The organism is Pantoea cypripedii, from assembly GCF_002095535.1.
GTDB classification, from domain to species: Bacteria; Pseudomonadota; Gammaproteobacteria; order Enterobacterales; family Enterobacteriaceae; genus Pantoea; species Pantoea cypripedii.
This window is the reverse complement of record NZ_MLJI01000001.1, coordinates 2,185,227-2,208,930: the sequence shown is the minus strand read 5'-3', so window position 1 is coordinate 2,208,930 and position 23,704 is coordinate 2,185,227. Positions and strand designations below refer to the sequence as shown.

The window sequence follows — 23,704 nt, the reverse complement described above, 5'->3', positions numbered from 1 at the left end:
GATCATGGACAACTTTCTCGCCAGCGATGCCATTCGCACGCTGTTTTCTCAGGCCATGTCGGCGATGTACCAGCAAGAGGTGCCGCAATATGGCACTCTGACGCAACTGGTCAGCGCCGTTAACGAACGGACGCTGGAAGCCAATCCCGCCCTGAAAAATCGTCTGGCTGCTGCCGATGAACTCAGCCGCTTAAGCGTGGAGCGTCATGGTGCCATCCGTGTGGGTACGGCTGCGGAGTTAAGCCTGTTACGGCAGATGTTTGCCGTCATGGGTATGTATCCGGTGGGATACTACGATCTGTCACAGGCTGGCGTGCCGGTGCACTCCACCGCGTTTCGTCCGGTCAGCGATAGTGCGCTGCGGCGTAATCCCTTCCGCGTTTTTACCTCACTGTTGCGGCTGGAGTTGATTAACGATGAGGCGCTGCGTGCCAAAGCTGCCGCTATCCTCGCGGCACGCGATATTTTTACCCCAGGCTGCCGGGCGCTGATTGCGAAACACCAGCAGCAGGGCGGACTTACCGCTGCCGATGCCGCGTTATTCGTCAAAGAAGCACTGGAAACCTTCCGCTGGCATGCGCATACCACGGTTGACAGCGCCACCTATCGTGCGCTGAGTCAGCAGCATCGTTTGATCGCCGATGTGGTGTGCTTCCGCGGTTGCCACATCAACCATCTGACACCGCGTACGCTGGACATTGACCGCGTGCAGGCGCTGATGCCGTCACGCGGTATCGATCCTAAAACGCTGATCGAAGGTCCACCGCAACGTCAGGTGCCGATTCTGTTGCGCCAGACCAGCTTCAAGGCGCTGGAAGAACCGGTCCATTTTCAGGATGGCTTTCAGGGGACGCATACCGCCCGGTTCGGCGAGATCGAGCAGCGTGGTGTGGCGCTGACGCCGAAAGGCCGCGCGCTGTATGATAAGTTGCTGGCCGAAGCGGGAACCGGCCCGGATAACCAGCACCATCAGCAACATCTGGCAGCGGTGTTCAGTGACTTTCCTGATGATGAAACCAGCCTGCGGGAACAGCAGCTGGCGTGGTTCCGCTATCGGTTAACGGAACAGGGCATCCAGTCTCCTCCGCGTGCGGAAGAGAGTATGGAACAGCTGATGAAAGAAGGTCGATTGCTGGCAGAACCCATTACCTATGAAGACTTTTTACCGGTAAGCGCAGCGGGGATTTTCCAGTCTAATCTGGGAGATGAAGCCCAGGTCCGCAGTGCGGGCAACGCCAGCCGCGAAGCCTTTGAAAGCGCGCTGGGTGCAGCGGTGCAGGATGAAATGGTGTTGTATCAGCAGATGCAGCAGCGCAGCCTGGTACGCTGCGGCCTGGCATAAAAAGAGCCGGTCTGCGGACCGGCTTTGTATCATTATTGCAGGCGTGGAGTCCGCACCAGCGAGTACTTCCCGGCACCCAGAAACATAATGGCGAGTGCGCCAAGCGTGTAAAGGGCTTCCGTCTCCAGCGACCATGCACCCACATCCGTCAGGTGCCAGACCACGCCCATTTTTACCAGCAACGTCGCGACAATCATGTTGATCACAATAATGAACGCCGCAGGGCGTGTCATGAAACCAATGATCATCATCACGGGTGCCAGAATTTCTCCGATGTAAGCACCGTATGCGATGAAGCCAGGCATACCTCTGACGGTGAGCAGATGCTCAATCCACGCCACGCCGTGCACGACTTTAAATTCACCATGAAACAACAGTAATCCGCCAAACGTCAGGCGGAGCAGTAATTTAGCGAAGTCCGGATGATCACACATCCGGGTAAACAGCTGGTTAATACCACCGAACATTGCGCTTCTCCATTTCGCCAGGTCAACCTGTAACATTAAATCTAATCGGTAAATGGCAACCCGACAAAAAATCAGAATGGGGTGTTGAATCTCGCGCACGGGTTTTCGGCTTAATCTGCAAATTCCTCAGCAACATGGACAATCACGCCGGGCCTGCAAATAATGGAGGAATCCATGATCAGGGAAGCCGAGATGAAAAACGAACGACGTCTGAGGATCGTGACAGCGGAAGGTGAACTCAGAGGCACAATGGATGATGATCTTTTTGTCTTCAAGGGGATACCCTATGCCGCCCCTCCGGTTGGCGCCTTGCGCTGGCGGCCACCACAGCCATTGCGGCCCTGGCAGGGGGTGCATGATGCCACAGCATGGGGTGATGCCAGCTGGCAAAATCGGGACTACTGCGTCGCGGCAGGTGGCGGTGATCCTGGGCGTTTTAGCGAAGATTGCCTTTATCTGAATATCTGGACGCCTGATATCGAGCCTTCCAGGCCGTTGCCGGTCATGGTGTGGCTACATGGCGGCGGATTTGCCATTGGCGCTGGCAGCCTCGATCCTTATCGTGGCAAAGCGCTGGCCGCGCAGGGCGTGGTGGTGATAACCCTCAACTACCGTCTCGGCCATTTCGGTTTTTTTGCTCACCCGGCGCTGGATGCGGAATATCCATCGGATGGTATCGTGAATAACTTTGCGCTGCTCGATCAGATTGCGGCACTGCAATGGGTGCAGCGCAATATCCCGGCATTCGGCGGCGATCGCCACAATATCACCTTGTTTGGTGAGTCTTCGGGGGCGCGTAGCGTATTGTCTTTATGTTGTTCCCCGCTGGCTGAGGGATTGTTCCACAAAGGCATTGTGCAGAGCGCCTATAGTCTGCCGGATATTCCGCGTGCAGAAGCGCAGCAGGCGGGCAAAAAGGTGGCGGCGCATTTCGGGCTGGCGGAAAACGTCTCGGCCGCTCAGTTACGCGAGTTGCCTGCGGAGTCGTTCTGGCCGTTACAACGTCCACTGGCGCTGGGGCCGGTGCCGATCAGTGGCGATGCGGTGTTGCCCAGGCCGATGCTGGCCACTTTTCTGGCGGGCAAACAGCACCGGGTGCCGTTGATGATTGGCAGCAATAGCGATGAGGCCAGCGTGCTGGAGTTTTTTGGCGTCGATGCCACCCAGGTGCTCCAGCAGCTACGGCGTAAAAACCGCTTCAGCTATCGGGTGATCAAGTGGTTGTACGATATTCACGATGATAGGCTGCTGGGGCGCGCGGTGGCGCGTGACATGGCTTTTTCGGTGATGCCGCTGTTGATCGTCAAAGCGCAACATAATATCGGTATGCCTGGCTGGCGTTACTGGTTCGATTATGTTTCCGAGCAATCACGCGATCTCTATCCCCACGGAGCCTGGCATGGCAACGAAATCCCCTATGTCTTCAATACGCTGCAATCGCTGCCGCCGCCAGAAGGGCGAACGTATACCGCAGCCGACCATGCCTTCGCCGCCAAAGTCAGCGCTTTTTGGGTGACGTTTGCCCGGGACGCCAATGAGTTCAGCCATCAGTTGCAGGGTGACATTGCCTGGCCCGCCTGGCGTGCCAGTGAAGATGTGACGCTGGTGTTTAGCCAGGAGACAGAACATCCCCTGAGGTTACAGCCTCGTTTTATGCGTGGGCGACTGCGATTGTTCCGCCTGATGATGCGCAGCATGGTGAAACTTTAATTAATTTGCTAATGCTTAAATTCCGCAAACGTTTTTTTAAGGCAAATTTTCTCGCATCCCTCTGATTTAGCTCAGACAATCCTTTTGGATTCGCAGCTGATCCAGCAATTAATTAGCTTGCAAAACCCGTACATTTTCTGAATCTGCTGCCGATAAACGCAATATGCCCGATTTTATCGGGCCTCCATTGCGTTTCACATCAAGGGATTTCGTATGGGTATCTTAAAAAATTTTACTATTCGTGCCGTCATGCTGACCATTCTTGGGCTGTTCTGCCTGCTGTGGTGCGTCGTCGGCCTGTTTAGCGTGCACTCGCTAAACGCTCTGGGTGACGGCAACGAGGTTGATCGTCAGTTGGTCAATCAAATGACGGTGCTGAGTAAAGGCAACGATCAATATTTTCGTGTGGTCACACGTATGTCGCGCGTGATGGAAATCCGTGCCTCTGGTGCCACACCCCCGGCCGATGCCTTCGGGCCGGTGCAACAGGCGCTGGACAGCATGAAGCAGCAGCTGGAACAGTTTAAAGCGATGGCACCGGGTCCGATGGATGCGGATACCGCCAATAACGTGATCGCCAACTGGCAAAAACTGTTGGATGAAGGGATTGCGCCGCAGGTTGCGCTGGCGCAGCAGGGCACGCTGGAGGCTTACCGTGCGCAGGCCAATAATGTCACGCCAGCGTTGAGCCGTGCCTTTGGTGCCAGCGCCGAAAGTTTTAATCAGGCGGCGGCGATCAAACTGGAAGACACCCGTGTCACCGTCGATAAACTGACCAATGTGACGAAGGTGATTATTCTGGTGGCGGTGGGGGTCGGTCTGTTGATCCTGCTGTTTACCGATCGTTACCTGGTCACCATGCTGGTTAAGCCGCTGGATAAGATTCGCGATCACTTCGCCATTATCGCTCAGGGCGATCTTAGCCAGCCGGTAGAGGAGTTTGGCCGCAACTGTGTGGGCAAACTGGTGCCGTTACTGCGCGCGATGCAGGACAGCCTGCGTGAAGCGGTGAGCGCCATTCGCAGCGGGACGGAAAACATTTACCGTGGTGCGGCGGAAATTTCCGCAGGCAACAACGATCTCTCTTCCCGCACCGAAGAGCAGGCCGCCGCGCTGGAGCAAACCGCAGCCAGCATGGAGCAGTTGACCGCCACGGTGAAATTTAACGCCGACAACGCGCGTCAGGCCAGTTCACTGGCGGAAACTGCCTCTGGTACCGCACAGCAGGGTGGCCGTCTGGTGGGTGAAGTGGTGACCACCATGGAAGGGATTTCCGGCAGTTCGAAGAAAATTGCTGAAATCACCAACGTCATCAATAGCATTGCCTTCCAGACCAATATCCTGGCGCTGAACGCGGCGGTGGAAGCTGCGCGCGCCGGTGAGCAGGGGCGTGGTTTTGCCGTGGTTGCCAGCGAAGTGCGTAACCTCGCCCAGCGCAGCGCCAATGCGGCGAAAGAGATTGCCACCCTGATTGAAGATTCGGTACAGCGTGTCGGTAAAGGCTCAGAGCTGGTGAACAACGCCGGTCATACCATGAATGACATCCTGAAATCGGTTCAGGATGTGAATGAGATCATGAAGCACATTGCCGCCGCCTCGGAAGAACAAAGCAAAGGGATTTCGCAGGTGGGCACGGCAGTGACGGAGATGGACAGCGTGACGCAGCAGAACGCGTCATTGGTTGAGCAAGTTTCTGCGGCGGCCAGCGCGCTGGAGCGTCAGACCGAAGAGTTGCAGGCGTCAGTGGCGAAATTCCGCCTTGCGCCGAGCGCGCCGGTTACGAACGCTGCCAAACCCCCGGCTGGCCCCGTGTTACGCCGTCCGGCGCTCAACGCGCCACCGGTGGCTCAATCCAAATCCGCCAGCGCCGACGAATGGGTTTCATTCTGAGGCTGACACAACCACGCCACCAGTTCCTGCAGGAAGGGTGGCGCATCACGTTCCGCTCGCTGTAATAAGCTATAACTCGCCCCGGTAGAGACGCAGTGGTCAAACGGGGCGATCAACCGACCATTTGCCAAATCATTCTGCACCAGCGACACATCCGCCACCGTCACACCAAATCCCTGAATCGCCGCACTGATCGCCAGATCCATGGTGGCAAAATGCTGGTTGCGCGCCATCGGAACGCTGGCCTGCTGCGCATGCAGCCACAATTGCCAGTCGCGGGTGTCATTGGTGGGATGTAAAAAGGTGAAGCGGGACAGGGCAGCCACGCTGGCGGGTGGCGTGACGCTGCTGGTCAGCACCGGCGTCAGACGCTCATCGAATAAATGGATGGCCTCGGCGGGGGCAATGCCGTAGACAATCGCCGCATCGAAGTTATCCAGTTGCGAAGCATGATCGAGGGTGGTGGTGAGCGCCACATGGATGTCCGGTCGCTGTTGCTCCAGCGCCACCAGACGCGGCACCAGCCAGCGCATGGCACAGGTGGGGGCTTTCAGGCGAATCGAAGCATTGCTGCGGCTGGCTTTTTCTGTGGCATTGACCAGCATGGCGAATCCCTGTTGCAGCTCAGGCAGCAGCGCCGCCCCCTGCGAGGTCAGATGCAGCCCACGCGCGTGACGTTCGAATAATGCGAACCCCAGCCAGCTCTCCAGTGCGGCAATTTTGCGGCTGACCGCGCCCTGCGTAATGCAAAGCTCACTGGCGGCACGCGTCAGATTAAGGTGACGCGCCGTGACCAGAAAGGCGTGAATGGCGTTGAGCGGCAGAGCAGAGCGGGACATAACAGCCTCAAGCTATGATTTTAAGTCATGGCTATTATGACAACAATTCGCTTGTGGACTCAAGCAGCAGGCCGTTGAATAGAAATCTGATTTTATTACGTGGTTATGCAACCTATCTGGCGGAGTTACGATGTCTCTTCAATCAAGTGTTCAGACCTCTTCAAAATTACCCGATGTTGGCACCACTATTTTCAGTGTGATTGGTCAGCTTTCGGCGCAGCATAAAGCCATCAACCTGTCCCAGGGCGCACCGAATTTCCCCTGCGATCCTCAGCTGGTCGAGCTGGTGAGCAAAGCGATGCGCGAGGGGCATAACCAGTATGCGCCGCTGACGGGGCTGCCTGCACTGAAAGAGGCACTGGCGCAGAAGGTGCATACTTTGTATGGCCAGCAGTACGATGTCGGCAGTGAAGTGCTGATCACCGGCAGCGCCAGCCAGGGGATCTATATGGCGATTTCCGCGCTGGTGCATCCGGGTGATGAAGTGATTTTCTTCGAACCGGCCTTCGACAGCTATGCACCGGTGGTCCGTTTGCAGGGTGGTACGCCGATTGGCCTGAAATTGCAGGTGCCGGATTTTGCCATCAACTGGGACGAACTGCGTGCCACCATTACGCCGCGTACCCGCATGATCATCATCAACACGCCGCACAACCCGAGTGCGCAGGTGTTAACCCCGGCGGATCTGGATCAGCTGGCAGCACTGACGCGTAATACCGATATCGTGGTGTTGTCCGACGAAGTGTACGAACACATCGTGTTTGATGGTCGTCCGCACTGCGGCATGGCAACGCATCCGGAGCTGGCGCAGCGCAGCGTGATTGTCTCCTCCTTTGGCAAAACCTTCCACGTCACCGGCTGGCGCGTCGGTTATGCGCTGGCACCGGCCGCGCTGATGACGGAAATCGTCAAGGTGCATCAGTTTATGATGTACGCCGCGGATACCCCGATGCAGGTGGGTTTCGCCCACTATCTGCAACACCCGGAAAATTATTTGCAGCTGTCGCCGTTCTATCAGCAGAAGCGCGATCGCCTGATGTCATTGATGGCGGATTCGCCGTTTAAACTGCTGCCGTGCGCCGGTTCTTTCTTTGTTTTAGCCAGTTACGGACATTTCAGTGACGAAAGTGATAGCGAAATGGTAAAACGTCTCATCGTCGATCACGGTGTGGCGACCATTCCGTTGTCGGCGTTTTATATGGATGGCACAGACAATAAATTAATCCGTCTGTCGTTTGCCAAAGACGACGCGACATTACAGGCCGGAGCAGAAGCACTCTGCCGGGTCAAAGGGTAACTTAGGGGTATAACAATGAAAAAATTAAACGTACTTTTTGTGGCGCTGGGCATGATGACCTCTGTGCATGCATTCGCCCAGGACACCTTACGCTACGGTCTGGAATCACAGTACCCGCCGTTTGAAAGCCGCAACGCTCAGGGTGAGCTGGAAGGTTTCGATATCGAGCTGGGTAAAGCCATTTGCCAGAGCGGTAACTTCAAATGCAGCTGGGTTGAAAGCAGCTTTGATGCCCTGATCCCGGCGTTGCAGGCGAAGAAGTTTGACGCCATCAACTCAGCGATGAACATCACCGAAGCACGTGCGAAAAGCATCGACTTCACCAAACCGATTTACCGTATTCCGACCATGCTGGTGGCGAAAGAGGGCCAGGGCCTGCTGCCGACTGCAGAATCGCTGAAAGGGAAAAACATCGGCGTGTTGCAGGGGTCCATCCAGGAAACCTATGCCAAAAAGCATTGGGAGCCGGAGGGCGTGACCGTAACGTCCTATCAGGATCAAAATCAGGTGTATAACGACATGGTCGCCGGGCGTCTGGATGGCACGCTGGTGATGTCAGCTGCGGGTCAGTCCGGTTTCCTTGATAAGCCGCAGGGCAAAGGCTTTGCTTTCGTTGGCAAGCCAGTGGAAGACGATACTATCCTCGGTTCTGGCATCGGTTTTGGCCTGCGCAAGGGTGATGCCAAGCTGAAACAGGAACTGGATGCGGCGATCACCAAAGTGCAGACTGACGGCACCGTGACCAAACTGGCGGCGAAATTCTTCCCGGGCATCGACGTTAGCGTAGCGAAATAACATATGCAGGTGTGCATCGAAAATGATGCACACCTGATTGCGCGGTGTTATCTCGCTGCCAGATAACACAAGGCTTCTGCCACCTGATACGACTTCACAAACGACGGCACCGGCAGGAATTCAAAACGCGAATGAAAGTTGTGCGCACCGGTAAAGAAATTCGGTGTCAGCAAGCCTTTAGCCGACAATGCCGCCCCATCGGTCCCCCCGCGCATTGGAATCACCTTCGGTTCAATCCCCAGCTGCGCCAGCGCGGTAAAAATTAAATCAATTGCCCGCCGATCTTCACCGATGGCATTGCTGATATTGCTGTAGACATCATTGATGCTCAGCGCCACCTGCCCGGTGGGATACTGCGCGGCAATCTCATCGGCGATTTCCACCAGTTGCTGCTTCTTCGCATCAAAACCATTGAGATCAAAATCACGAATCGATGCTTTCAGCACCGCACGGCTGGCATTGGCCTGCATATCGTTAAACCAGATATAGCCTTCGCGCCCTTCGGTATGCTCTGGTGTCGCCAGACGATCAAAACGCTGGATAAAGTCATGCGCCATCAGCAGCGGATTGACCAGCACGCCTTTGCCGGACATCGGGTGTGCCGGAACGCCGGTAAAAATAATCTCAGCGGCGGCGGCATTGAAGTTTTCGTAGACCACTTCGCCCAGTTCGCAGCAGTCGATGGTCCAGGCAAAATCAACGGCAAAGCGTTGTTCCAGATCGAGCGCTTTGGCACCGCGCAGGCCAATTTCCTCGTCGGGTACAAAGGCCACCACGATATCGCCATGATCGCCCTGTAAATTCTCCATCAGCGTCATCACCACCGTGACCGCCGCTTTGTTGTCTGCACCGAGCACGCTGGTGCCGTCGCTAAAGATAATTTGCTGGCCGTGGTAGGGCACGATTTCGGGATGCTCAGCCACGCGCAGCCAGATGTCCTGCACAGCATTCAGGCACAGGTCATCGCCGGTAAAGGTTAACGTTTGTGGGTGGATATCTGCTGACAGCCCGACATCAACAGTATCGATATGGGTGATAAACCCGATGCGGGGGGCGTCAGGGCGATTACCGCGCTTCAGTGCCGTTACCGTGGCATGTTGGTCGATGACGATCTCTTCCAGCCCCAGCTCGCGCAGCTCTGCTGCCAGCATCTCAGCCATGGCATGTTGTGAGGGGGTACTCGGAAGCGTAGTGGATTTGGCATCGCTCTGGCTGGAAACGGCCAGATAACGGTAAAACCGCTGAGTCAGCTGGCGGGCGAGTTGATCTGTCATCGGGAGTCCTTATCAATTTAACGGGGCGTTCGTTCGCAGAACGACTAAATCAAATTATTAATTAATGCCTTGTATAACGATGCAGACTCATTGAAGTCAACTAATCGCGAGAAATCGGATTTTGACCGCTCGATTGTTCCAGTGTGTTCAGCTGCTGGTGCAGAAAATCCAGGAATAAATTCAGGGCGGCACTGCGTGGCCGTCCTGATAATGTCTGCAATTGCAGCGTACGCTGGTTCAATTGATCAATGCCTACCGTGCGCAATAGCAACCCGTGGGTTTTCGCCTCATACATCACGGTAAACGGGCTACAAATGGTGACCGCCAGCGGCGTTCGCAGCAGAAAATGGAACAGGGTGGAAAAGTTATCGCAGGTCAGCACCGGTTCAATGACATAGCCACTCATATGGCAGGAGAGATCAAACAACTGGCGCACCGTGGTGTTTTGCTCCGGTAACGCCAGCGGATATTGACCCAGGTCAGCCAGTGTCACCTCATCAGCCTGCGCCAGTGGATGGTTATGATGCATCACCAGCTGCACTGGCGCGGGCCAGGAGCCGATGACTTCAACGCCACGCTCGGCATACAGGCTGAACTGCAACGCCAGATCACACTCGCCGTTACGAATTAACTCAGCCACGCCCTGGGTGCTGGCGACTTTCAGACTGAACAGCACGCCTGGGTTACTGACGCGGAAATCGGCAAACAGGCGCGGCAGCAGGGTAAACGCCATGCCATCGGTGCAGGCCACGCGAATCTGCGTGCGGCGCACGGCGGTGAGTCCCTTAATTTCCGCCAGGGCATATTCCATATCCAGCATATTTTTCCGCACGTGATGAGCAAAGATTTCTCCGGCTTCGTTCAGCACCATGCCACGGGCGTGGCGGTCAAACAGCGGCACACCGACTTCAGCTTCCAGCCGCTGAATCTGGCGGCTGATCGCCGAAATGGCGACAAACAACTGCTCGCTGGCCGCGCTGAGCGATCCGGCATTGGCGACCGTCATAAAATAACGAATTTCACTGCTGAGCACTGACCTGCCTCCTGATGGTGCATGCCTCGTAATCGGGCAGCTGACCTTTGCTTTAAAAGCAAATCTTACTCGATAAATTGATAATTGTGGCAAATCAGCCTTTCCGCAAAGATAAGGATGATGATAAAACCAACAAAAGACAGGGCAAACATGACAGTACAACAGGTCGTTAATCAGGCCAGCGACTATTTTGACAGCGGGGAATTCCAGCAATTACTGGCGCGCCGCGTGGCGCTGGTGACGGAAAGCCAGCGTGCGGATCGCGATAACGAACTGCATCACTATCTGCATCAGGAAATCGGGCCGCAACTTGAGGCACTCGGTTTCACTTTGCACTTTATCGACAACCCGGTCACCGCCCAGCGTCCGTTCCTGGTCGCGGTACGCATCGAAGATCCGGCGCTGCCAACGCTGCTGAGTTACGGTCACGGCGATGTGGTATTTGGCGATGATGAAAACTGGTGCGACGGATTATCGCCGTGGCAGCTGACCGAAGAGGGCGATCGTTGGTACGGTCGCGGCAGCGCTGATAATAAAGGCCAGCACTGCGTCAATCTGGCGGCGCTGGAACAGGTCTTTAAGGCACGCGGTGGACGCCTCGGCTTTAACTGTAAGATGCTGTTTGAAATGGGTGAAGAGATCAGCTCGCCGGGTCTGGCGCAGCTGTGTCTGGAACACGGCGAATTGCTGAAAGCGGACCTGTTTATTGCCTCCGATGGCCCGCGCCTCAATGCGATCCGTCCGACGCTGTTCCTGGGTTCGCGCGGCTGCGTCAATTTTCGTCTTACCATCAACGCACGCGACAATGCCTACCACTCCGGCAACTGGGGCGGTCTGCTCACCAACCCCGGAACTCAGCTGGCGAATGCAATTGCCTCGCTGGTAAACGCCAACGGCGTATTACAGGTGGCGGCACTGAAGCCAACCTCACTGACGGATGAAGTGCGTGCCATTCTGAGTGATATCGAAGTAGGGGGCATGCCAGGCGACCCGCAGATTGAGGTTAACTGGGGTGAGCCTGGACTGACGCCAACCGAACGCCTGTATGGCTGGAACACGCTGGAAGTGCTGGCATTTCTCACCGGCAATCCGGCACGGCCGATGAACGCCATTCCTGGAGAGGCCAGCGCGGTTTGTCAGCTGCGTTTCGTGGTAGGAACGGATTGGCAAAACCTGGTGCAACACATTGAGGCGCATCTGCAACAACATGGCTTTGATCAGGTGAAAGTGGAGTTTATGCGTGGATCGCCTGCCACACGCCTTGATCCCACCGATCCGCTGGTGCACTGGGTGCTGACAAGCATGGCGGAGACCAGCGGGAAAAAACCGGCGCTGCTGCCGAATCTCGGTGGCTCGCTGCCGAACGAAGTGTTCTCCGATATCCTCGGACTGCCGACGTTGTGGGTGCCGCACTCGTATCCGGCCTGTGGTCAGCATGGCGTTAACGAACATATGCTGAAATCCATTGCGCGTGAGGGTCTGCAAATCATGACGCGCCTGCTGTGGGATTTGGGTGAGCAGGGCGAGGAACTGATGGCCCGTCACCGTGCCCATGCCGGAGGTGCCAAATGAGCAGCCTCAGCCAAAGTGCACCGGCCAGCGCGGTTAAACCCAGCCTGCACAAAACCCTGTTCGCCACCTGTATCGGCAATGCGCTGGAGTGGTTCGATATTGCGGTCTATGGCTTCTTCGCCAGTTATATTGCCCATGCTTTCTTCCCAACCAGCGATCCCTCGGTATCGCTGCTGCTGACCTTTGGCAGTTTCGGCGTTTCGTTCCTGATTCGTCCGCTGGGGGCGATTGTGCTGGGCAACTACGCCGATCGTCATGGCCGTAAAAAGGCGCTGCTGCTGTCGATCAACCTGATGATGCTGGGCGGGGCGATTATTACCTTTATGCCGGGTTACGCCTCGATTGGCCTGATTGCCCCGGTGCTGATTCTGCTGGCGCGCCTGATTCAGGGATTCTCCGCCGGTGGCGAGTTCGGCAGCTCGACGGCGTTCCTGGTTGAGCATTTTCCGGAGCGTAAAGCCTTTATCGCCAGCTGGCAGTTCGCCACCCAGGGGGCGAGCACCCTGATGGCGTCAGCGTTTGGTCTGGGTCTGACGCAGATCCTCAGCGAGAGCCAGATTCAGGAGTGGGGCTGGCGTATTCCGTTCGCGTTTGGCTTGCTGATCGGTCCGCTGGGCATTTATATCCGTCGCCATGTGCATGAACCGGCCAGCTTCGCCGCACAACAGCCGGAAGCGGCACCGCTGAAGCGCCTGTTTGGCCGCCAGAAAGAGCTGATGTTGCTGGCAATCGGGTTGATGGTGATCTCCACTGCGGTCAACTACATGCTCAACTATGTGCCGACCTATGCCACCAAAACGCTGCATCTGCCGGGGTCGGTGGCCTTCACCGCGACGCTGCTGGCTGGGGTAATTTTGACGGTGGTTACGCCGCTGATGGGGCTGTGGGCTGAGAAAGTCGGGCGTGTGCCGTTGATGTGGGGATCGCTGCTTCTGCTGCTGGTAACTATCTATCCGGCGTTTAAGATGGTGGTCAACCACACCACCCCGACCACGCTGATCCTGCTGGTGGGCTGGATGGCGCTGCTGAAGTCGGTATATTTCTCGACGGTGCCTTCGGTGATGGCCGATCTGTTCCCGGTGGGTACCCGCGCAAGTGGCATGGCTATCAGCTATAACATCGCAGTGACGGTGTTTGGTGGTTTTGCGCCGCTGATTTGTACCCTGCTGATCAGCGCGACCGGCACCAGCCTGGCACCGAGCTATTATCTGATGGCAGTGGCCTTGCTGAGTGGTATCGCGCTGGTGCGCAGTAAGCAGCGCCTGAGTTAATCAACACCGGGTCGGCATTGATGCCGACCCGGTCAATAAACGCACAGTTCCGCAGCGGCGCGATTTAGCGCGCAAGTCTTATTTACGAGAACTGCAAATACGCCACATGGGTTTGCAGATACTCTTCCAGCCCGTGACGGCCATCGGCACCGCCGACGCCCGATTTACGCCAGCCTGCATGGAAACCCTGCATCGCTTCGAAGTTCTCGCGATTGATATAGGTCTCACCAAACTTCAGTTGACGCAGGGCGATCATTGCGGTATTGAGGTTTTGCGTGTAGATCGACGACGTTAGCCCATATTCACAATCATTTGCCAGCGTGATGGCTTCATCCAGCGTTTTAAACGCCATGACGGGCAGCACCGGTCCAAAGATCTCTTCACGCATGATCTCCATCTCCTGACGCACACCGGTGATGATGGTCGGTTCAAAATAGAAGCCTTTATCGCCAGCACGCTTCCCGCCCAGCAGCACTTTGCCGCCTTGCTCAACCGCCTTCGCCACTTTCTGTTCAACACGCCCCAGTGCCGCAGCGGTGATCAGCGGCCCCATATCGATGTCGGTCAGCTCAGCGGGGTTGCCGAATTTCACCTGCTTAAAGGCTTCGGTCAACGCGTTGATAAAGCGATCGTAAATGCCTTCCTGCACATAAACACGCTCGGCACAGTTACACACCTGCCCGGTATTGATCACGCGAGAACTGACAATCGCTTTCACCGCCAGATCGAGATCGGCATCATCCATCACGATGGCCGGGGCTTTGCCACCCAGTTCCAGTGACACTTTAGTGACGTTCTTCGCTGCGGCTTCCATGGTGGCGATACCGGCATTGACGCTGCCTGTCAGGCTTACCAGCCCGACTTTCGGGTTCGCCGCCAGCTCCTGGCCGACTTCCGGGCCATAGCCGTAAACAAAGTTAATCACCCCTTTAGGCAGGCTGATGTCATGGAGAATGCGGGCGAAGATCGCCGCGTTATTGGGGGTCAGTTCACTTGGTTTGATCACGATGGTATTGCCAGTGACCAGCGCCGGTGCCGCTTTACGCGCAATCAGGAAGAAGGGGAAATTCCACGGCAGAATACCGGTGGTGACGCCAATTGCCTTTTTAAAGACAAAAATGTTTTCATTGGGGCGGTCGCTGTTAACTATTTCCCCTTCATAGCGGCGCGCCCATTCCGCCATATATTCAAGATAATCGGCGGTAAACAGCACTTCGGTTTGCGCCAGCCCCTGGGTTTTCCCGCCTTCGGCAACGATGGTAGCGGTCAATTCCGTCTCATGTTGACGAATACCGGCGGCGATTTTACGCAGCCAGTTGCCGCGCTCAATCGCCGGTAACGCCTCCCAGCCAGGTTGCGCCGCTTCTGCCGCTGCGATAGCCCGGCTGGCGTCCTGCTTTGTCCCTTCCGGCACGCGTGACAGCAGCGCTTCGGTGGCCGGGTTAATCACTTCAATCCATTTATCATTCTGGTTTGCAACAAACTCGCCATTAATGAAATGTTGATGGTGCGTTGTCATCTGTAGGGTCTCCGCGATCGGTTTCGTTAAATTTGTGTGAAATGCAGAGTGAAACAGATCAAGGTGTAGCACCTTTTTATGACTGCCACGGCGGGCGAAGGGATGGCAAAGACGGGAAGAACAACATGATAAACGCAGCATAACTGGCGAAATGCTGCGTATTCAGCAGGTTACTATGTGGTTCGGCAGAGTCTGAAAACGTCAGGAACCCGGCATCATCGCGCCGCTGGCAATAAACCAGGCCAGAAAGCTGACACCGGCAACAATAATGGCGATAGGAAAAAGCAGTCCGATTTTCATGATTATCCTAAAGTGAATGCGGGTTCAGCCCAGCTGAACCAGGGCACGATGCGTTTTCATCATACTGAACAGCTGAAACTGCGTGGCATCGTCAACTTCACGCAGATGTTCACCTTTTTGATAATGAATACTATGGATATGCCCAAGTTGCCGCCAGACCACGATAGCCGACGCCAGCAGGGCGCAGTTATCTTCGCTTTGCACGCATTCAACACGGGCATAGCGGATCTCTTCCAGTCCATTTATGAAGATGTTGAGCGACTCAGGCGGTACGATCGCGCGGATATCATCCAGCATCACGCGGCTTACCGGCCTTGAGAGCATCAGCGTCAACCATTTGGTATTCATCCCAATCCTTCGTCCTGATGATTTTCCTCAACGTTATACGGATTAATTGCAGCCGGGGGAAGGCATGATCCGTGCTTTGTGTGATTGCCATGTTAAGAGGGAGTCTGGCAATCAGGTTAAAACTGTGCTGATCAACACAACATTCCCGGAAAAAATCGATAATAATAAATGAGTTATCCATTTTCCCTGAGTAACTGCCTGCAAATGCGGATTTGTGATCCGAATGTTGAATACCCACCGGATATTGCCAACTCCGCCCGTTCCCCGGCAACCATCCAAAGGCTGAGTAAAAGCTGACCGCCGTAGACTCTCGGGTAATCGGGAGACCGTCGGTTTCCTGTTGGCCTCAACCTTACGAAGGAATAACAATGAACAGTGCCATCATTGCAGGTATTTTCTGGCATCTGGTGGGTGCCGCCAGTGCCGCATGCTTTTATGCTCCGTTTAAACAGGTGAAAAAGTGGTCATGGGAAACCATGTGGTCGGTCGGTGGCGTGATGTCATGGCTGATTCTGCCCTGGGTGGTCAGTGCGGTGCTGTTACCGAATTTCTGGGCTTACTACGGTAGCTTCAGCTTTTCGCAGTTGCTGCCGGTGTTTCTGTTTGGTGCCATGTGGGGTATCGGCAACATCAACTACGGGCTGACGATGCGTTATCTCGGTATGTCAATGGGCATCGGTATCGCCATAGGGATTACCCTGGTGGTAGGTACGCTGATGACGCCGCTGCTCCAGGGCCGCTTTGTTGAGTTGTTCAGCTCGGAAGGCGGGCGATTAACGTTGCTCGGCGTGTTTGTGGCGTTAATTGGCGTCGCCATCGTCTCACGCGCCGGATTGTTAAAAGAACGCGCCCTGGGTATCAACGCGGAAGAGTTCAATCTGAAGAAGGGGCTGGTGCTGGCGGTGATTTGCGGCATCTTCTCAGCCGGGATGTCTTTTGCGATGGACGCTGCAAAACCGATGCACGAAGCGGCTGCGGCCCTTGGCATTAACCCGCTGTATGTGGCACTGCCCAGTTATGTGGTGATCATGGGTGGCGGGGCGCTGGTCAACCTGGCCTACTGCTTTATCCGTCTGGCGGTGAAGTCGGATCTCTCTGTACGGGCCGATTTCTCAATTGCGAAGCCGATGCTGCTCGCCAACATCGCCTTTGCCGTGCTGGGCGGCACCATGTGGTATCTGCAATTCTTCTTCTATGCCTGGGGACACGCCAAAATCCCGGCACAGTATGACTTCGTCAGCTGGATGCTGCATATGAGCCTGTATGTGCTGTGCGGTGGCCTGGTTGGGCTGGTCATGAAGGAGTGGAAAGCCGTTGGGCAACGTCCGGTACGTGTGCTGTCGCTGGGCTGTGTGGTGATCATCATTGCGGCGAATATTGTCGGGCTGGGCATGGCATCCTGATTAATCATTGCGGCGCGAATTATCGCGCCGCAATGATTTAATGTGTTTCATTCACCATTATCGGGCGGTTTGGCAAAAAACGTTGCCGCCACGCACTCGGCGTCAGGCCGGTTTCACGCGTAAATACCACCGAAAAATAATTGCTGTCATCAAAGCCGCAACGAGCAGCCACTTCACTGATGAGCCAATCCTGAGTACGCAGCAGGTATTTTGCCTGGCATAGCTGTAACTGACGCAGATAATGGCCGATGGTCATGCCGGTCTGCTGGCGAAATAATTGTTTTAGCGCCCGTTCACTCAACTGATTTTGCTGACAAAACATGGCGAGGTCGAAAGGGCGGTCAATCGCGCCCTGCAAGGCTGACATCAGCAGGTCCAGCTGTTCTCCCTCCGGCAACACCCAGGGACGATCCGCTGCATAACCGTGGCGTCGCAGGATCAGCGCCAGCTGCAAAAAAAGCGCTTCAGAAAGCTGAATGGAGAGAGGATCGCTTTTGCGGCTTTCCCGCTCCAGCTGGGTGATCACCCCGCGTGCCAGCGCCATGCCGCGCGTGGTTAAGCGCCAGCAACCGGGCGATTCCGCATCGTCAGGCGGCAGCAGCTGGCTCCAGTCCAGTCCAAGATGAAAGCGGTCACGACAGTAGAGAATATTGTCCAGCACCAGATCGTTGACGCTGTCATAGCTGTGGCAGTCGTTATCACGGATATAAAACACATCGCCACAGGTAATCAGCCATGGCCGATCATTGAGCACATGCAAGCCGTTGCCGCGCCAGACAATCACAATTTCACTGAACTCATGACGATGCGGCGGGAAGGAAGGCTGCGGCAGGCGTTCAGCTACCGCAATCGGCAAAGAGGGGGCCGGGAAATAGTCTTCGCGCGACAATATTAGCGACATGAGGGTCACTCCTAATCACAACATCTGCTGGCGCTCCGCTCTGGGCGCACAGCCAAATTCCCGCCGGAACAAGGTGGAGAAATGGTTGCTGTCACCAAATCCACACTGAAAGGCGATATCCGTAATGCGCAAATCGCTGTGCCGTAACAGATGGCGTGCCTGAAGCAAGCGCAACCGGTTCAGGTAGCGTTGCGGCGTATTCCCGGTTTGCTGCTTCATCTGACGATGCAGCGTGCGCAGCGACAGTGAGAATTGGTCAGCCAGTGCCTCCCAGCCAATTTCTTCACTGTAGTGCTCATTCAGCCAGTCAAGCAACCGATGCAATCGGGCTTCCTGATCCTGGGCTTCATCGTTGTGACCCGCCTCGCGCAACAACACCAGCAGTTGCAGGAATAACTGTTCCTGACGCGCCTGCTTCTCCAGTGACCAGACACCTGGCGGATTCATCTGCGTAACAATCTGCAAGGCCTGGCCCATCACCTTGTGGTTAATTCGCCAGTGAGACGCGTAATTGCCATCCTCCTCGCGCGGCAGCAGGGCTTGCAGACCAGAGAGAAAACGGAAGGCTGCCGGACTGCGATACAACACGTTGGTCAGACACAGATTGTCGGTTTGCTCATAAAGGTGGCGATCGTGATCGCGGACGAAACACACACAACCGGCGCACAGCGCCTGCGGCTGACCATTGAACACATGAATGCCGGAACCCTGTTCTACCAGCACAATTTCGTGGAAATCATGGTGATGTTCAGGAAACGCCTGCTGCGGTACGCGTGGCTCGATGGCGATGGCGTAATCCCCGGCAGGGAAAAAATCTGCGCTGTGTAAAACGGTCATGGCTCGCCTCTCATTATTAACAAAACCGTAACCGAGTCTACTCAGGCGGCTGCCGCCTTACCTTGAATTTTCAACCGGCCGATGCAGGAAAATGGCTAATTTTTCAAGATCTCGCGTGTTGTTCGGGAAAATGCGGCGAAGGTCACAACCCGGCGCTTGTGTGGTTCTGTGAGCTGTCTCACGAACATCTTTGCAACGATGCCAGCAGCATTGGCGCGCTGGCAGTAAGGGGAAGGTGACCAGACGACAGGATTTTTACTCTGTACGCATCTCATCACAGGAAGAACACGCCATGAGTATGCGTAACATTGTTGCCATTGATTTAGGCGCATCCAGCGGGCGCGTCATGCTCGCACAATGGACTCCCGCGTCTCAGCGCATCACCCTGCGGGAAGTGCGCCGTTTTACTAATCAGCGCGTGCGCCGTGCCGGTTACGACTGCTGGGATCTGGACCATCTGGAGCAGGAGATACGTTGCGGGCTGCAACAGCTGGATGAAGAAGGTATCGTGCCGGACAGCATCGGTATCGATACCTGGGGTGTTGACCTGGTGCTGCTGGATGCCGATGGGCAGCGGGTCGGTGAGGCAGTGAGCTATCGCGACGCCCGCACCGACGGCCAGATGGCGCAGGCGATCAGCGATCTTGGCAAACCGGCCATTTATCAGCGCACCGGCATTCAGTTTCTGCCGTTTAACACCCTTTATCAGCTGCGCGCGCTGCATCTGCAACAGCCAGACTGGCAGGCGCAGGTGGCACATGCGTTGATGATTCCGGACTATCTGCATTATCAATTGACCGGCAACATGAACTGGGAATACACCAACGCCACGACGACCCAATTGCTGAACATCACCAGTGGCGAATGGGACGCGGATTTACTGGCCTGGGCGGGGGTAGATGCCAGCTGGTTTGGCAAACCCTCCGCACCGGGTAACACCGTCGGTTTTTGGTCCAGCCCCCGTGGGCACAGGATTCCGGTGATGGCGGTCGCCACCCACGACACCGCCAGTGCCGTGCTGGCAACGCCTTTAATGCAGGAGGATGCCGCTTACCTTAGCTCTGGCACCTGGTCGCTGATGGGGATTGAGAGCCTGCAACCTTGCCTGAGCCGTGCCGCGCTCGACGCCAATTTCACCAATGAAGGGGGGGCGGAGGGGTATCGGGTATTGAAAAATATCATGGGCCTGTGGCTGTTGCAGCGAGTGTGCAGCGAACTGCAAATCAGCGATCTCTGTGGATTGATTCAGCAGGCGGCGGATGAACCTGCCTGCCGTGCCCTGATCAACCCCAACGCCAGCCGCTTTATCAATCCCGCCAGTATGGTGCAGGAAATTCAGAACGCCTGTGCGGAACAACATATGCCGGTTCCCCAATCGCCTGCCGCGTTGGCCCGCACCATTTTTGACAGCCTGGCCTTGCTGTATCGCCAGGTCATCTGCGAACTCGGCCAGCTACGTTCAGCACCTTTGCGTCAGCTGCATGTGGTTGGCGGGGGTTGCCAGAATCCGTTGCTCAACCAGCTTTGCGCCGATGCCTGCCAGCTGCCGGTGTTTGCCGGACCGGTGGAAGCCTCGACGCTGGGCAATGTCGGCTGCCAGTTGATCGCTCTCGGTGAGCTGCGTGATGTTGCCGATCTGCGTCGCTGTATCAGCCAGAACTTCCCGTTAGAAAAATTCGAACCGCTTAACAACAGCGCGTTTCGTGCCAGCCAGGCACGTTTTGCCGCGCTGAGCCAACCCGCTAAGGAACTTGCTTATGACAAAGCTGATTGAACAGGCCTTTGACCTGGCGAAACAACGCTACACCGCGATCGGCGTGGATGTGGAACAGGTAATGACGCAACTGAATGATATTCCGGTGTCGATGCACTGCTGGCAGGGTGATGACGTGCGCGGATTCGAGAACCCACAAGGTGCTCTGACCGGCGGTATCCAGGCCACTGGCAATTACCCTGGTAAGGCGCGTAATGCTGAGGAACTGCGCGCTGATCTCGATAAAGCGATGTCGCTGATTCCGGGCGCAAAACGCCTCAATCTGCACGCTATCTATCTGGAAAGCGATAAGCCGGTAGAGCGTGATGCCATTGAACCGGCACATTTCAGTAACTGGGTCGAGTGGGCAAAGAGCAACAAACTGGGACTGGATTTCAACCCGACCTGTTTCTCACACCCGCTGAGCACCGACGGTTTTACTCTGGCGCATGCAGATAAAAACATCCGCCAGTTCTGGATTGACCACTGCAAGGCCAGCCGCCGCATTTCGGCTTCGTTCGGCGAACAGTTGGGTACGGCGTCAGTAATGAACATTTGGGTGCCGGACGGGATGAAAGATCTGACGGTGGATCGGCTGGCACCGCGTCAGCGACTGCTGGCGGCGCTGGATGAGATCATCAGCGAAAAACTCAATCCGCAACATCATATCGATGCGGTTGAAAGCAAACTGTTTGGCATCGGTGCTGAGAGTTATACCGTTGGCTCTAACGAGTTCTGCCTCGGATATGCCTGTAGCCGTCAGATCGCGCTGACGCTTGATGCCGGCCACTTCCACCCGACAGAAGTGATCTCCGACAAAATTTCCACCGCGATGCTGTATGTACCACGCCTGCTGCTGCATGTCAGCCGCCCGGTACGCTGGGACAGCGACCATGTGGTGCTGCTGGATGACGAAACGCAGGCCATCGCTAATGAAATCGCCCGCCAGAAGTTGTTCGACAAAGTCCATATCGGCCTCGACTTTTTTGATGCTTCCATCAATCGTATTGCCGCCTGGGTGATTGGTACGCGCAATGCCAAAAAAGCCCTGCTGCGCGCGCTGCTGGAGCCGACGGAACAGCTGCGCAAACTGGAAAGTGAAGGGGATTACACCGCCCGCCTCGCGCTGCTGGAAGAACAAAAATCGCTGCCGTGGCAGGCGGTCTGGGAAGCCTGGTGCCTGCGCCATGACGTACCGGCAGATGCCAGCTGGCTGAGCGATGTCCGCCATTACGAACAACAAATTCTGGCTCAACGTTAAGGGACACACCATGCAAAGTATTCTCACTTCCGCGTTTGTACAGGGAATGGTTAAAGCGACCAGTGATATGTGGCTGAAGGGCTGGGACGAGCGCAACGGCGGTAACGTTAGCCTGCGTCTGCTGCCAGAAGAAGTGCAGCCGTATGCTGCGGATTTCTATGCTGAACCACGTTGTATTGAACTTAGCAAACCGGCTCCGGCACTGGCAAATGACTGGTTTCTGGTGACCGGCTCCGGCAAGTTTTTCCGCAATGTACAACTGGATCCCGCCGACAGTCTGGTACTGCTGCAGGTTGATGATCGCGGGCTGTCGTACAAAATTCACTGGGGATTGAGCAATGGCGGCTTGCCGACCTCAGAACTGGCTGCCCATTTCCAGTCGCACAGCGTACGTAAGCAGGTGAGTCACGGTGCTGACCGCGTGATTATGCATTGTCATGCCACCAACTTTATGGCGCTGAGTTACGTGGTAGAGCTGGATTCCGCGCGTTTCACTCGTCTGTTATGGGAAGGCAGCACCGAATGTCTGGTGGTGTTCCCGGATGGCGTGGGTATCCTGCCGTGGATGGTCCCTGGCACCGATGGCATTGGTCAGGCAACGGCAGATGAAATGGCGACGCATAGCCTGGTGATGTGGCCTTTCCACGGCATCTTTGGCGCGGGGCCGACGCTGGATGAGACCTTTGGTCTGATTGATACGGCGGAAAAATCCTCGGAAGTGGTGGTCAAAGCGCTGTCGATGGGCGGCATTCGCCAGAGTATCACCACGGAACAACTGATCGCGCTGGGTGAACGCTTTGGTGTCACCCCCTGGCAGTCGGCGTTGCAGGTGGAGCGGGCCAATGTTGCGTAGAGCCTTTGTGATGCAGGTGCATGCGGATCGCCATGAGGAATATCTGCGCCGTCATTCGCCCATCTGGCCGGAACTGGCTGAGACCCTCAAAGCGCATGGGGCGCATAATTACGCTATCTGGCTGGATACGGAACGCCATTTGCTGTTTGCCAGCGTTGAGATTGAATCAGAAGCACGCTGGCAGGCTGTGGCACAAACCGAAGTCTGCCAGCGCTGGTGGGCATCAATGAGAGATTTGATGCCATCCAACGCCGATAACAGCCCGATTAGCGCAGCATTAAAACCGATGTTTTTCCTGCCATAAACCCGTGGCGGCGTGAACACTCACGCCGTCACGTCCTTACTGAACAATATCCCGCCAGAGCAGGCCAAATTGCCATTTGTGTATCAACGATTTGCTCTAAATCTTCCCGACTGGCACCTTCACGGGCGCGTACTGACATCCCCTGGAGTACGCAGGCGAGAAAGCTGGCAAGCGTAGTGGTATTGCTACAGGCAGGCAACTCACCCTGTTGCTGACGGGCGGCCAGGAACTGCTGTAACGCGTGCTCCTGCGCATGGTGCTGCTGCTCCAGCATGCGTGCCACCTCTTCAGAACTAGCGGAAAGGGCGCTGGAAGTACAAATGAAAAAACAACCGGCCGGTTTGTCACACTCGGTGAAGCAGGCAGCGGTGGCGCGGAAATACGCCTCAATCGCTGACTTCACATCCAGCGCTGCATCATTCAGCACGGCATTACGTTGTGCACTAAACCGTTCGATATAACGCTGCATGGCGGCCTTAAACAGACCTTCTTTGTTTTCAAACTCAGCGTAGAGCGTGGGGGCTTTCGCACCGGTCGCGCTCACTAAATCTGCCAGCGAGGTACCTTCATAACCATGTGCCCAGAACAGCATCAACGCTTTATCCAGTGCATCATCGCGATCAAAGACTTTGGGTCTGCCACGACTTTTGCGGATGACCGGTTCACTAATCTGGCTCATACATCCTCACAACGGCGAAAACATATCATTAAATTACCGATCATTAAATTAATATG

At 55.8% G+C, this 23,704-nt stretch carries 22 protein-coding genes; 12 read left to right on the top strand and 10 right to left on the bottom strand.

Going from position 1 to position 23,704, the window contains the following annotated elements; genetic code table 11:
• Positions 1-4: 4 nt before the first annotated feature.
• Positions 5-1,342: a 2-oxoadipate dioxygenase/decarboxylase HglS gene (gene hglS / locus HA50_RS10250; RefSeq protein ID WP_208617281.1), complete on the top strand. Its 1,338-nt coding sequence runs from the start codon at positions 5-7 to the stop codon at positions 1,340-1,342.
• Positions 1,343-1,374: 32 nt separating this feature from the next.
• Here the strand turns inward: hglS and HA50_RS10245 are convergent, their stop codons facing one another.
• The gene (locus HA50_RS10245; RefSeq protein ID WP_084874956.1) at positions 1,375-1,809 is read right to left on the bottom strand and encodes a DoxX family protein; all 435 of its coding nucleotides are present in this window, start codon (positions 1,807-1,809) and stop codon (positions 1,375-1,377) included.
• A gap of 192 nt (positions 1,810-2,001) precedes the next feature.
• On the opposite strand from HA50_RS10245, the gene HA50_RS10240 reads away from it, so the two are divergent.
• Together HA50_RS10240 and HA50_RS10235 are read left to right on the top strand one after the other, a co-directional pair.
• On the top strand, positions 2,002-3,519 hold the full coding sequence (locus HA50_RS10240; RefSeq protein ID WP_084878468.1) for a carboxylesterase/lipase family protein: 1,518 nt from the start codon (positions 2,002-2,004) through the stop codon (positions 3,517-3,519).
• Between the two features lie 213 nt (positions 3,520-3,732).
• Positions 3,733-5,409, top strand: a complete 1,677-nt coding sequence (locus HA50_RS10235) for a methyl-accepting chemotaxis protein (protein ID WP_084874954.1) — start codon at positions 3,733-3,735, stop codon at positions 5,407-5,409.
• Here the strand turns inward: HA50_RS10235 and HA50_RS10230 are convergent.
• A complete protein-coding gene (locus HA50_RS10230) occupies positions 5,367-6,248 on the bottom strand; it encodes a LysR substrate-binding domain-containing protein (RefSeq protein ID WP_084874951.1) in 882 nt (293 codons plus the stop codon). The two genes, HA50_RS10235 and HA50_RS10230, sit on opposite strands and share 43 nt — an antisense overlap.
• A 130-nt stretch (positions 6,249-6,378) precedes the next feature.
• On the opposite strand from HA50_RS10230, the gene HA50_RS10225 reads away from it, so the two are divergent.
• Both HA50_RS10225 and HA50_RS10220 read left to right on the top strand, forming a co-directional pair.
• Entirely contained in the window at positions 6,379-7,545 is a 1,167-nt protein-coding gene (locus HA50_RS10225; RefSeq protein WP_084874949.1) for a methionine aminotransferase, read from the top strand.
• A gap of 15 nt (positions 7,546-7,560) precedes the next feature.
• The gene (locus tag HA50_RS10220) at positions 7,561-8,340 is read left to right on the top strand and encodes an ABC transporter substrate-binding protein (protein ID WP_084874947.1); all 780 of its coding nucleotides are present in this window, start codon (positions 7,561-7,563) and stop codon (positions 8,338-8,340) included.
• Positions 8,341-8,387: 47 nt separating this feature from the next.
• On the opposite strand, the gene pepT is transcribed toward HA50_RS10220, so the two are convergent.
• The gene (pepT, locus tag HA50_RS10215) at positions 8,388-9,614 is read right to left on the bottom strand and encodes a peptidase T (protein ID WP_084874945.1); all 1,227 of its coding nucleotides are present in this window, start codon (positions 9,612-9,614) and stop codon (positions 8,388-8,390) included.
• Positions 9,615-9,714: 100 nt separating this feature from the next.
• A complete protein-coding gene (locus tag HA50_RS10210) occupies positions 9,715-10,647 on the bottom strand; it encodes a LysR family transcriptional regulator (RefSeq protein ID WP_084874942.1) in 933 nt (310 codons plus the stop codon).
• A gap of 150 nt (positions 10,648-10,797) precedes the next feature.
• Here HA50_RS10210 and HA50_RS10205 point away from each other — a divergent pair, with 150 nt between their 5' ends.
• Together HA50_RS10205 and HA50_RS10200 are read left to right on the top strand one after the other, a co-directional pair.
• Entirely contained in the window at positions 10,798-12,219 is a 1,422-nt protein-coding gene (locus tag HA50_RS10205) for a M20 family metallopeptidase (protein ID WP_084874940.1), read from the top strand.
• Entirely contained in the window at positions 12,216-13,490 is a 1,275-nt protein-coding gene (locus tag HA50_RS10200) for an MFS transporter (RefSeq protein WP_084874937.1), read from the top strand. The genes HA50_RS10205 and HA50_RS10200 overlap by 4 nt, the downstream gene beginning before the upstream one ends.
• A gap of 82 nt (positions 13,491-13,572) precedes the next feature.
• Here the strand turns inward: HA50_RS10200 and aldA are convergent, their stop codons facing one another.
• The 3 genes from aldA to HA50_RS10190 all read right to left on the bottom strand — a co-directional run bounded on the left by aldA (position 13,573) and on the right by HA50_RS10190 (position 15,657).
• The gene (gene aldA / locus HA50_RS10195) at positions 13,573-15,009 is read right to left on the bottom strand and encodes an aldehyde dehydrogenase (protein WP_084874935.1); all 1,437 of its coding nucleotides are present in this window, start codon (positions 15,007-15,009) and stop codon (positions 13,573-13,575) included.
• Between the two features lie 201 nt (positions 15,010-15,210).
• A complete protein-coding gene (locus HA50_RS31035) occupies positions 15,211-15,309 on the bottom strand; it encodes a YoaK family small membrane protein (protein ID WP_139807978.1) in 99 nt (32 codons plus the stop codon).
• Positions 15,310-15,333: 24 nt separating this feature from the next.
• Positions 15,334-15,657: a hypothetical protein gene (locus tag HA50_RS10190; RefSeq protein WP_084874933.1), complete on the bottom strand. Its 324-nt coding sequence runs from the start codon at positions 15,655-15,657 to the stop codon at positions 15,334-15,336.
• Positions 15,658-16,025: 368 nt separating this feature from the next.
• On the opposite strand from HA50_RS10190, the gene rhaT reads away from it, so the two are divergent.
• Positions 16,026-17,060, top strand: a complete 1,035-nt coding sequence (rhaT, locus tag HA50_RS10185) for an L-rhamnose/proton symporter RhaT (RefSeq protein WP_084874930.1) — start codon at positions 16,026-16,028, stop codon at positions 17,058-17,060.
• A 37-nt stretch (positions 17,061-17,097) separates the two neighbouring features.
• Here the strand turns inward: rhaT and rhaR are convergent, their stop codons facing one another.
• Both rhaR and rhaS read right to left on the bottom strand, forming a co-directional pair.
• Positions 17,098-17,961, bottom strand: coding sequence for an HTH-type transcriptional activator RhaR (rhaR, locus tag HA50_RS10180; protein WP_084874929.1), 864 nt, complete (start codon positions 17,959-17,961; stop codon positions 17,098-17,100).
• A gap of 15 nt (positions 17,962-17,976) precedes the next feature.
• A complete protein-coding gene (gene rhaS, locus HA50_RS10175; RefSeq protein ID WP_084874926.1) occupies positions 17,977-18,798 on the bottom strand; it encodes an HTH-type transcriptional activator RhaS in 822 nt (273 codons plus the stop codon).
• A 292-nt stretch (positions 18,799-19,090) separates the two neighbouring features.
• On the opposite strand from rhaS, the gene rhaB reads away from it, so the two are divergent.
• The 4 genes from rhaB to rhaM are packed head-to-tail and all read left to right on the top strand — an operon-like array spanning position 19,091 to position 22,969.
• Positions 19,091-20,572 (top strand): rhamnulokinase, encoded by a 1,482-nt coding sequence (gene rhaB, locus HA50_RS10170; protein WP_084874923.1) that lies wholly within the window; start codon positions 19,091-19,093, stop codon positions 20,570-20,572.
• Positions 20,556-21,812 carry an L-rhamnose isomerase gene (locus HA50_RS10165; RefSeq protein ID WP_084874922.1) on the top strand — a complete coding sequence of 419 codons (1,257 nt, stop codon included), beginning with the start codon at positions 20,556-20,558 and terminating at the stop codon, positions 21,810-21,812. Before rhaB ends, HA50_RS10165 begins: the two co-directional genes overlap by 17 nt.
• Before the next feature lie 10 nt (positions 21,813-21,822).
• On the top strand, positions 21,823-22,665 hold the full coding sequence (gene rhaD / locus HA50_RS10160; RefSeq protein WP_084874920.1) for a rhamnulose-1-phosphate aldolase: 843 nt from the start codon (positions 21,823-21,825) through the stop codon (positions 22,663-22,665).
• Positions 22,655-22,969, top strand: a complete 315-nt coding sequence (rhaM, locus tag HA50_RS10155) for an L-rhamnose mutarotase (protein WP_084874917.1) — start codon at positions 22,655-22,657, stop codon at positions 22,967-22,969. The genes rhaD and rhaM overlap by 11 nt, the downstream gene beginning before the upstream one ends.
• Positions 22,970-22,997: 28 nt before the next feature.
• Here the strand turns inward: rhaM and HA50_RS10150 are convergent, their stop codons facing one another.
• Positions 22,998-23,648 carry a TetR/AcrR family transcriptional regulator gene (locus tag HA50_RS10150; protein WP_084874914.1) on the bottom strand — a complete coding sequence of 217 codons (651 nt, stop codon included), beginning with the start codon at positions 23,646-23,648 and terminating at the stop codon, positions 22,998-23,000.
• Positions 23,649-23,704: the final 56 nt, after the last annotated feature.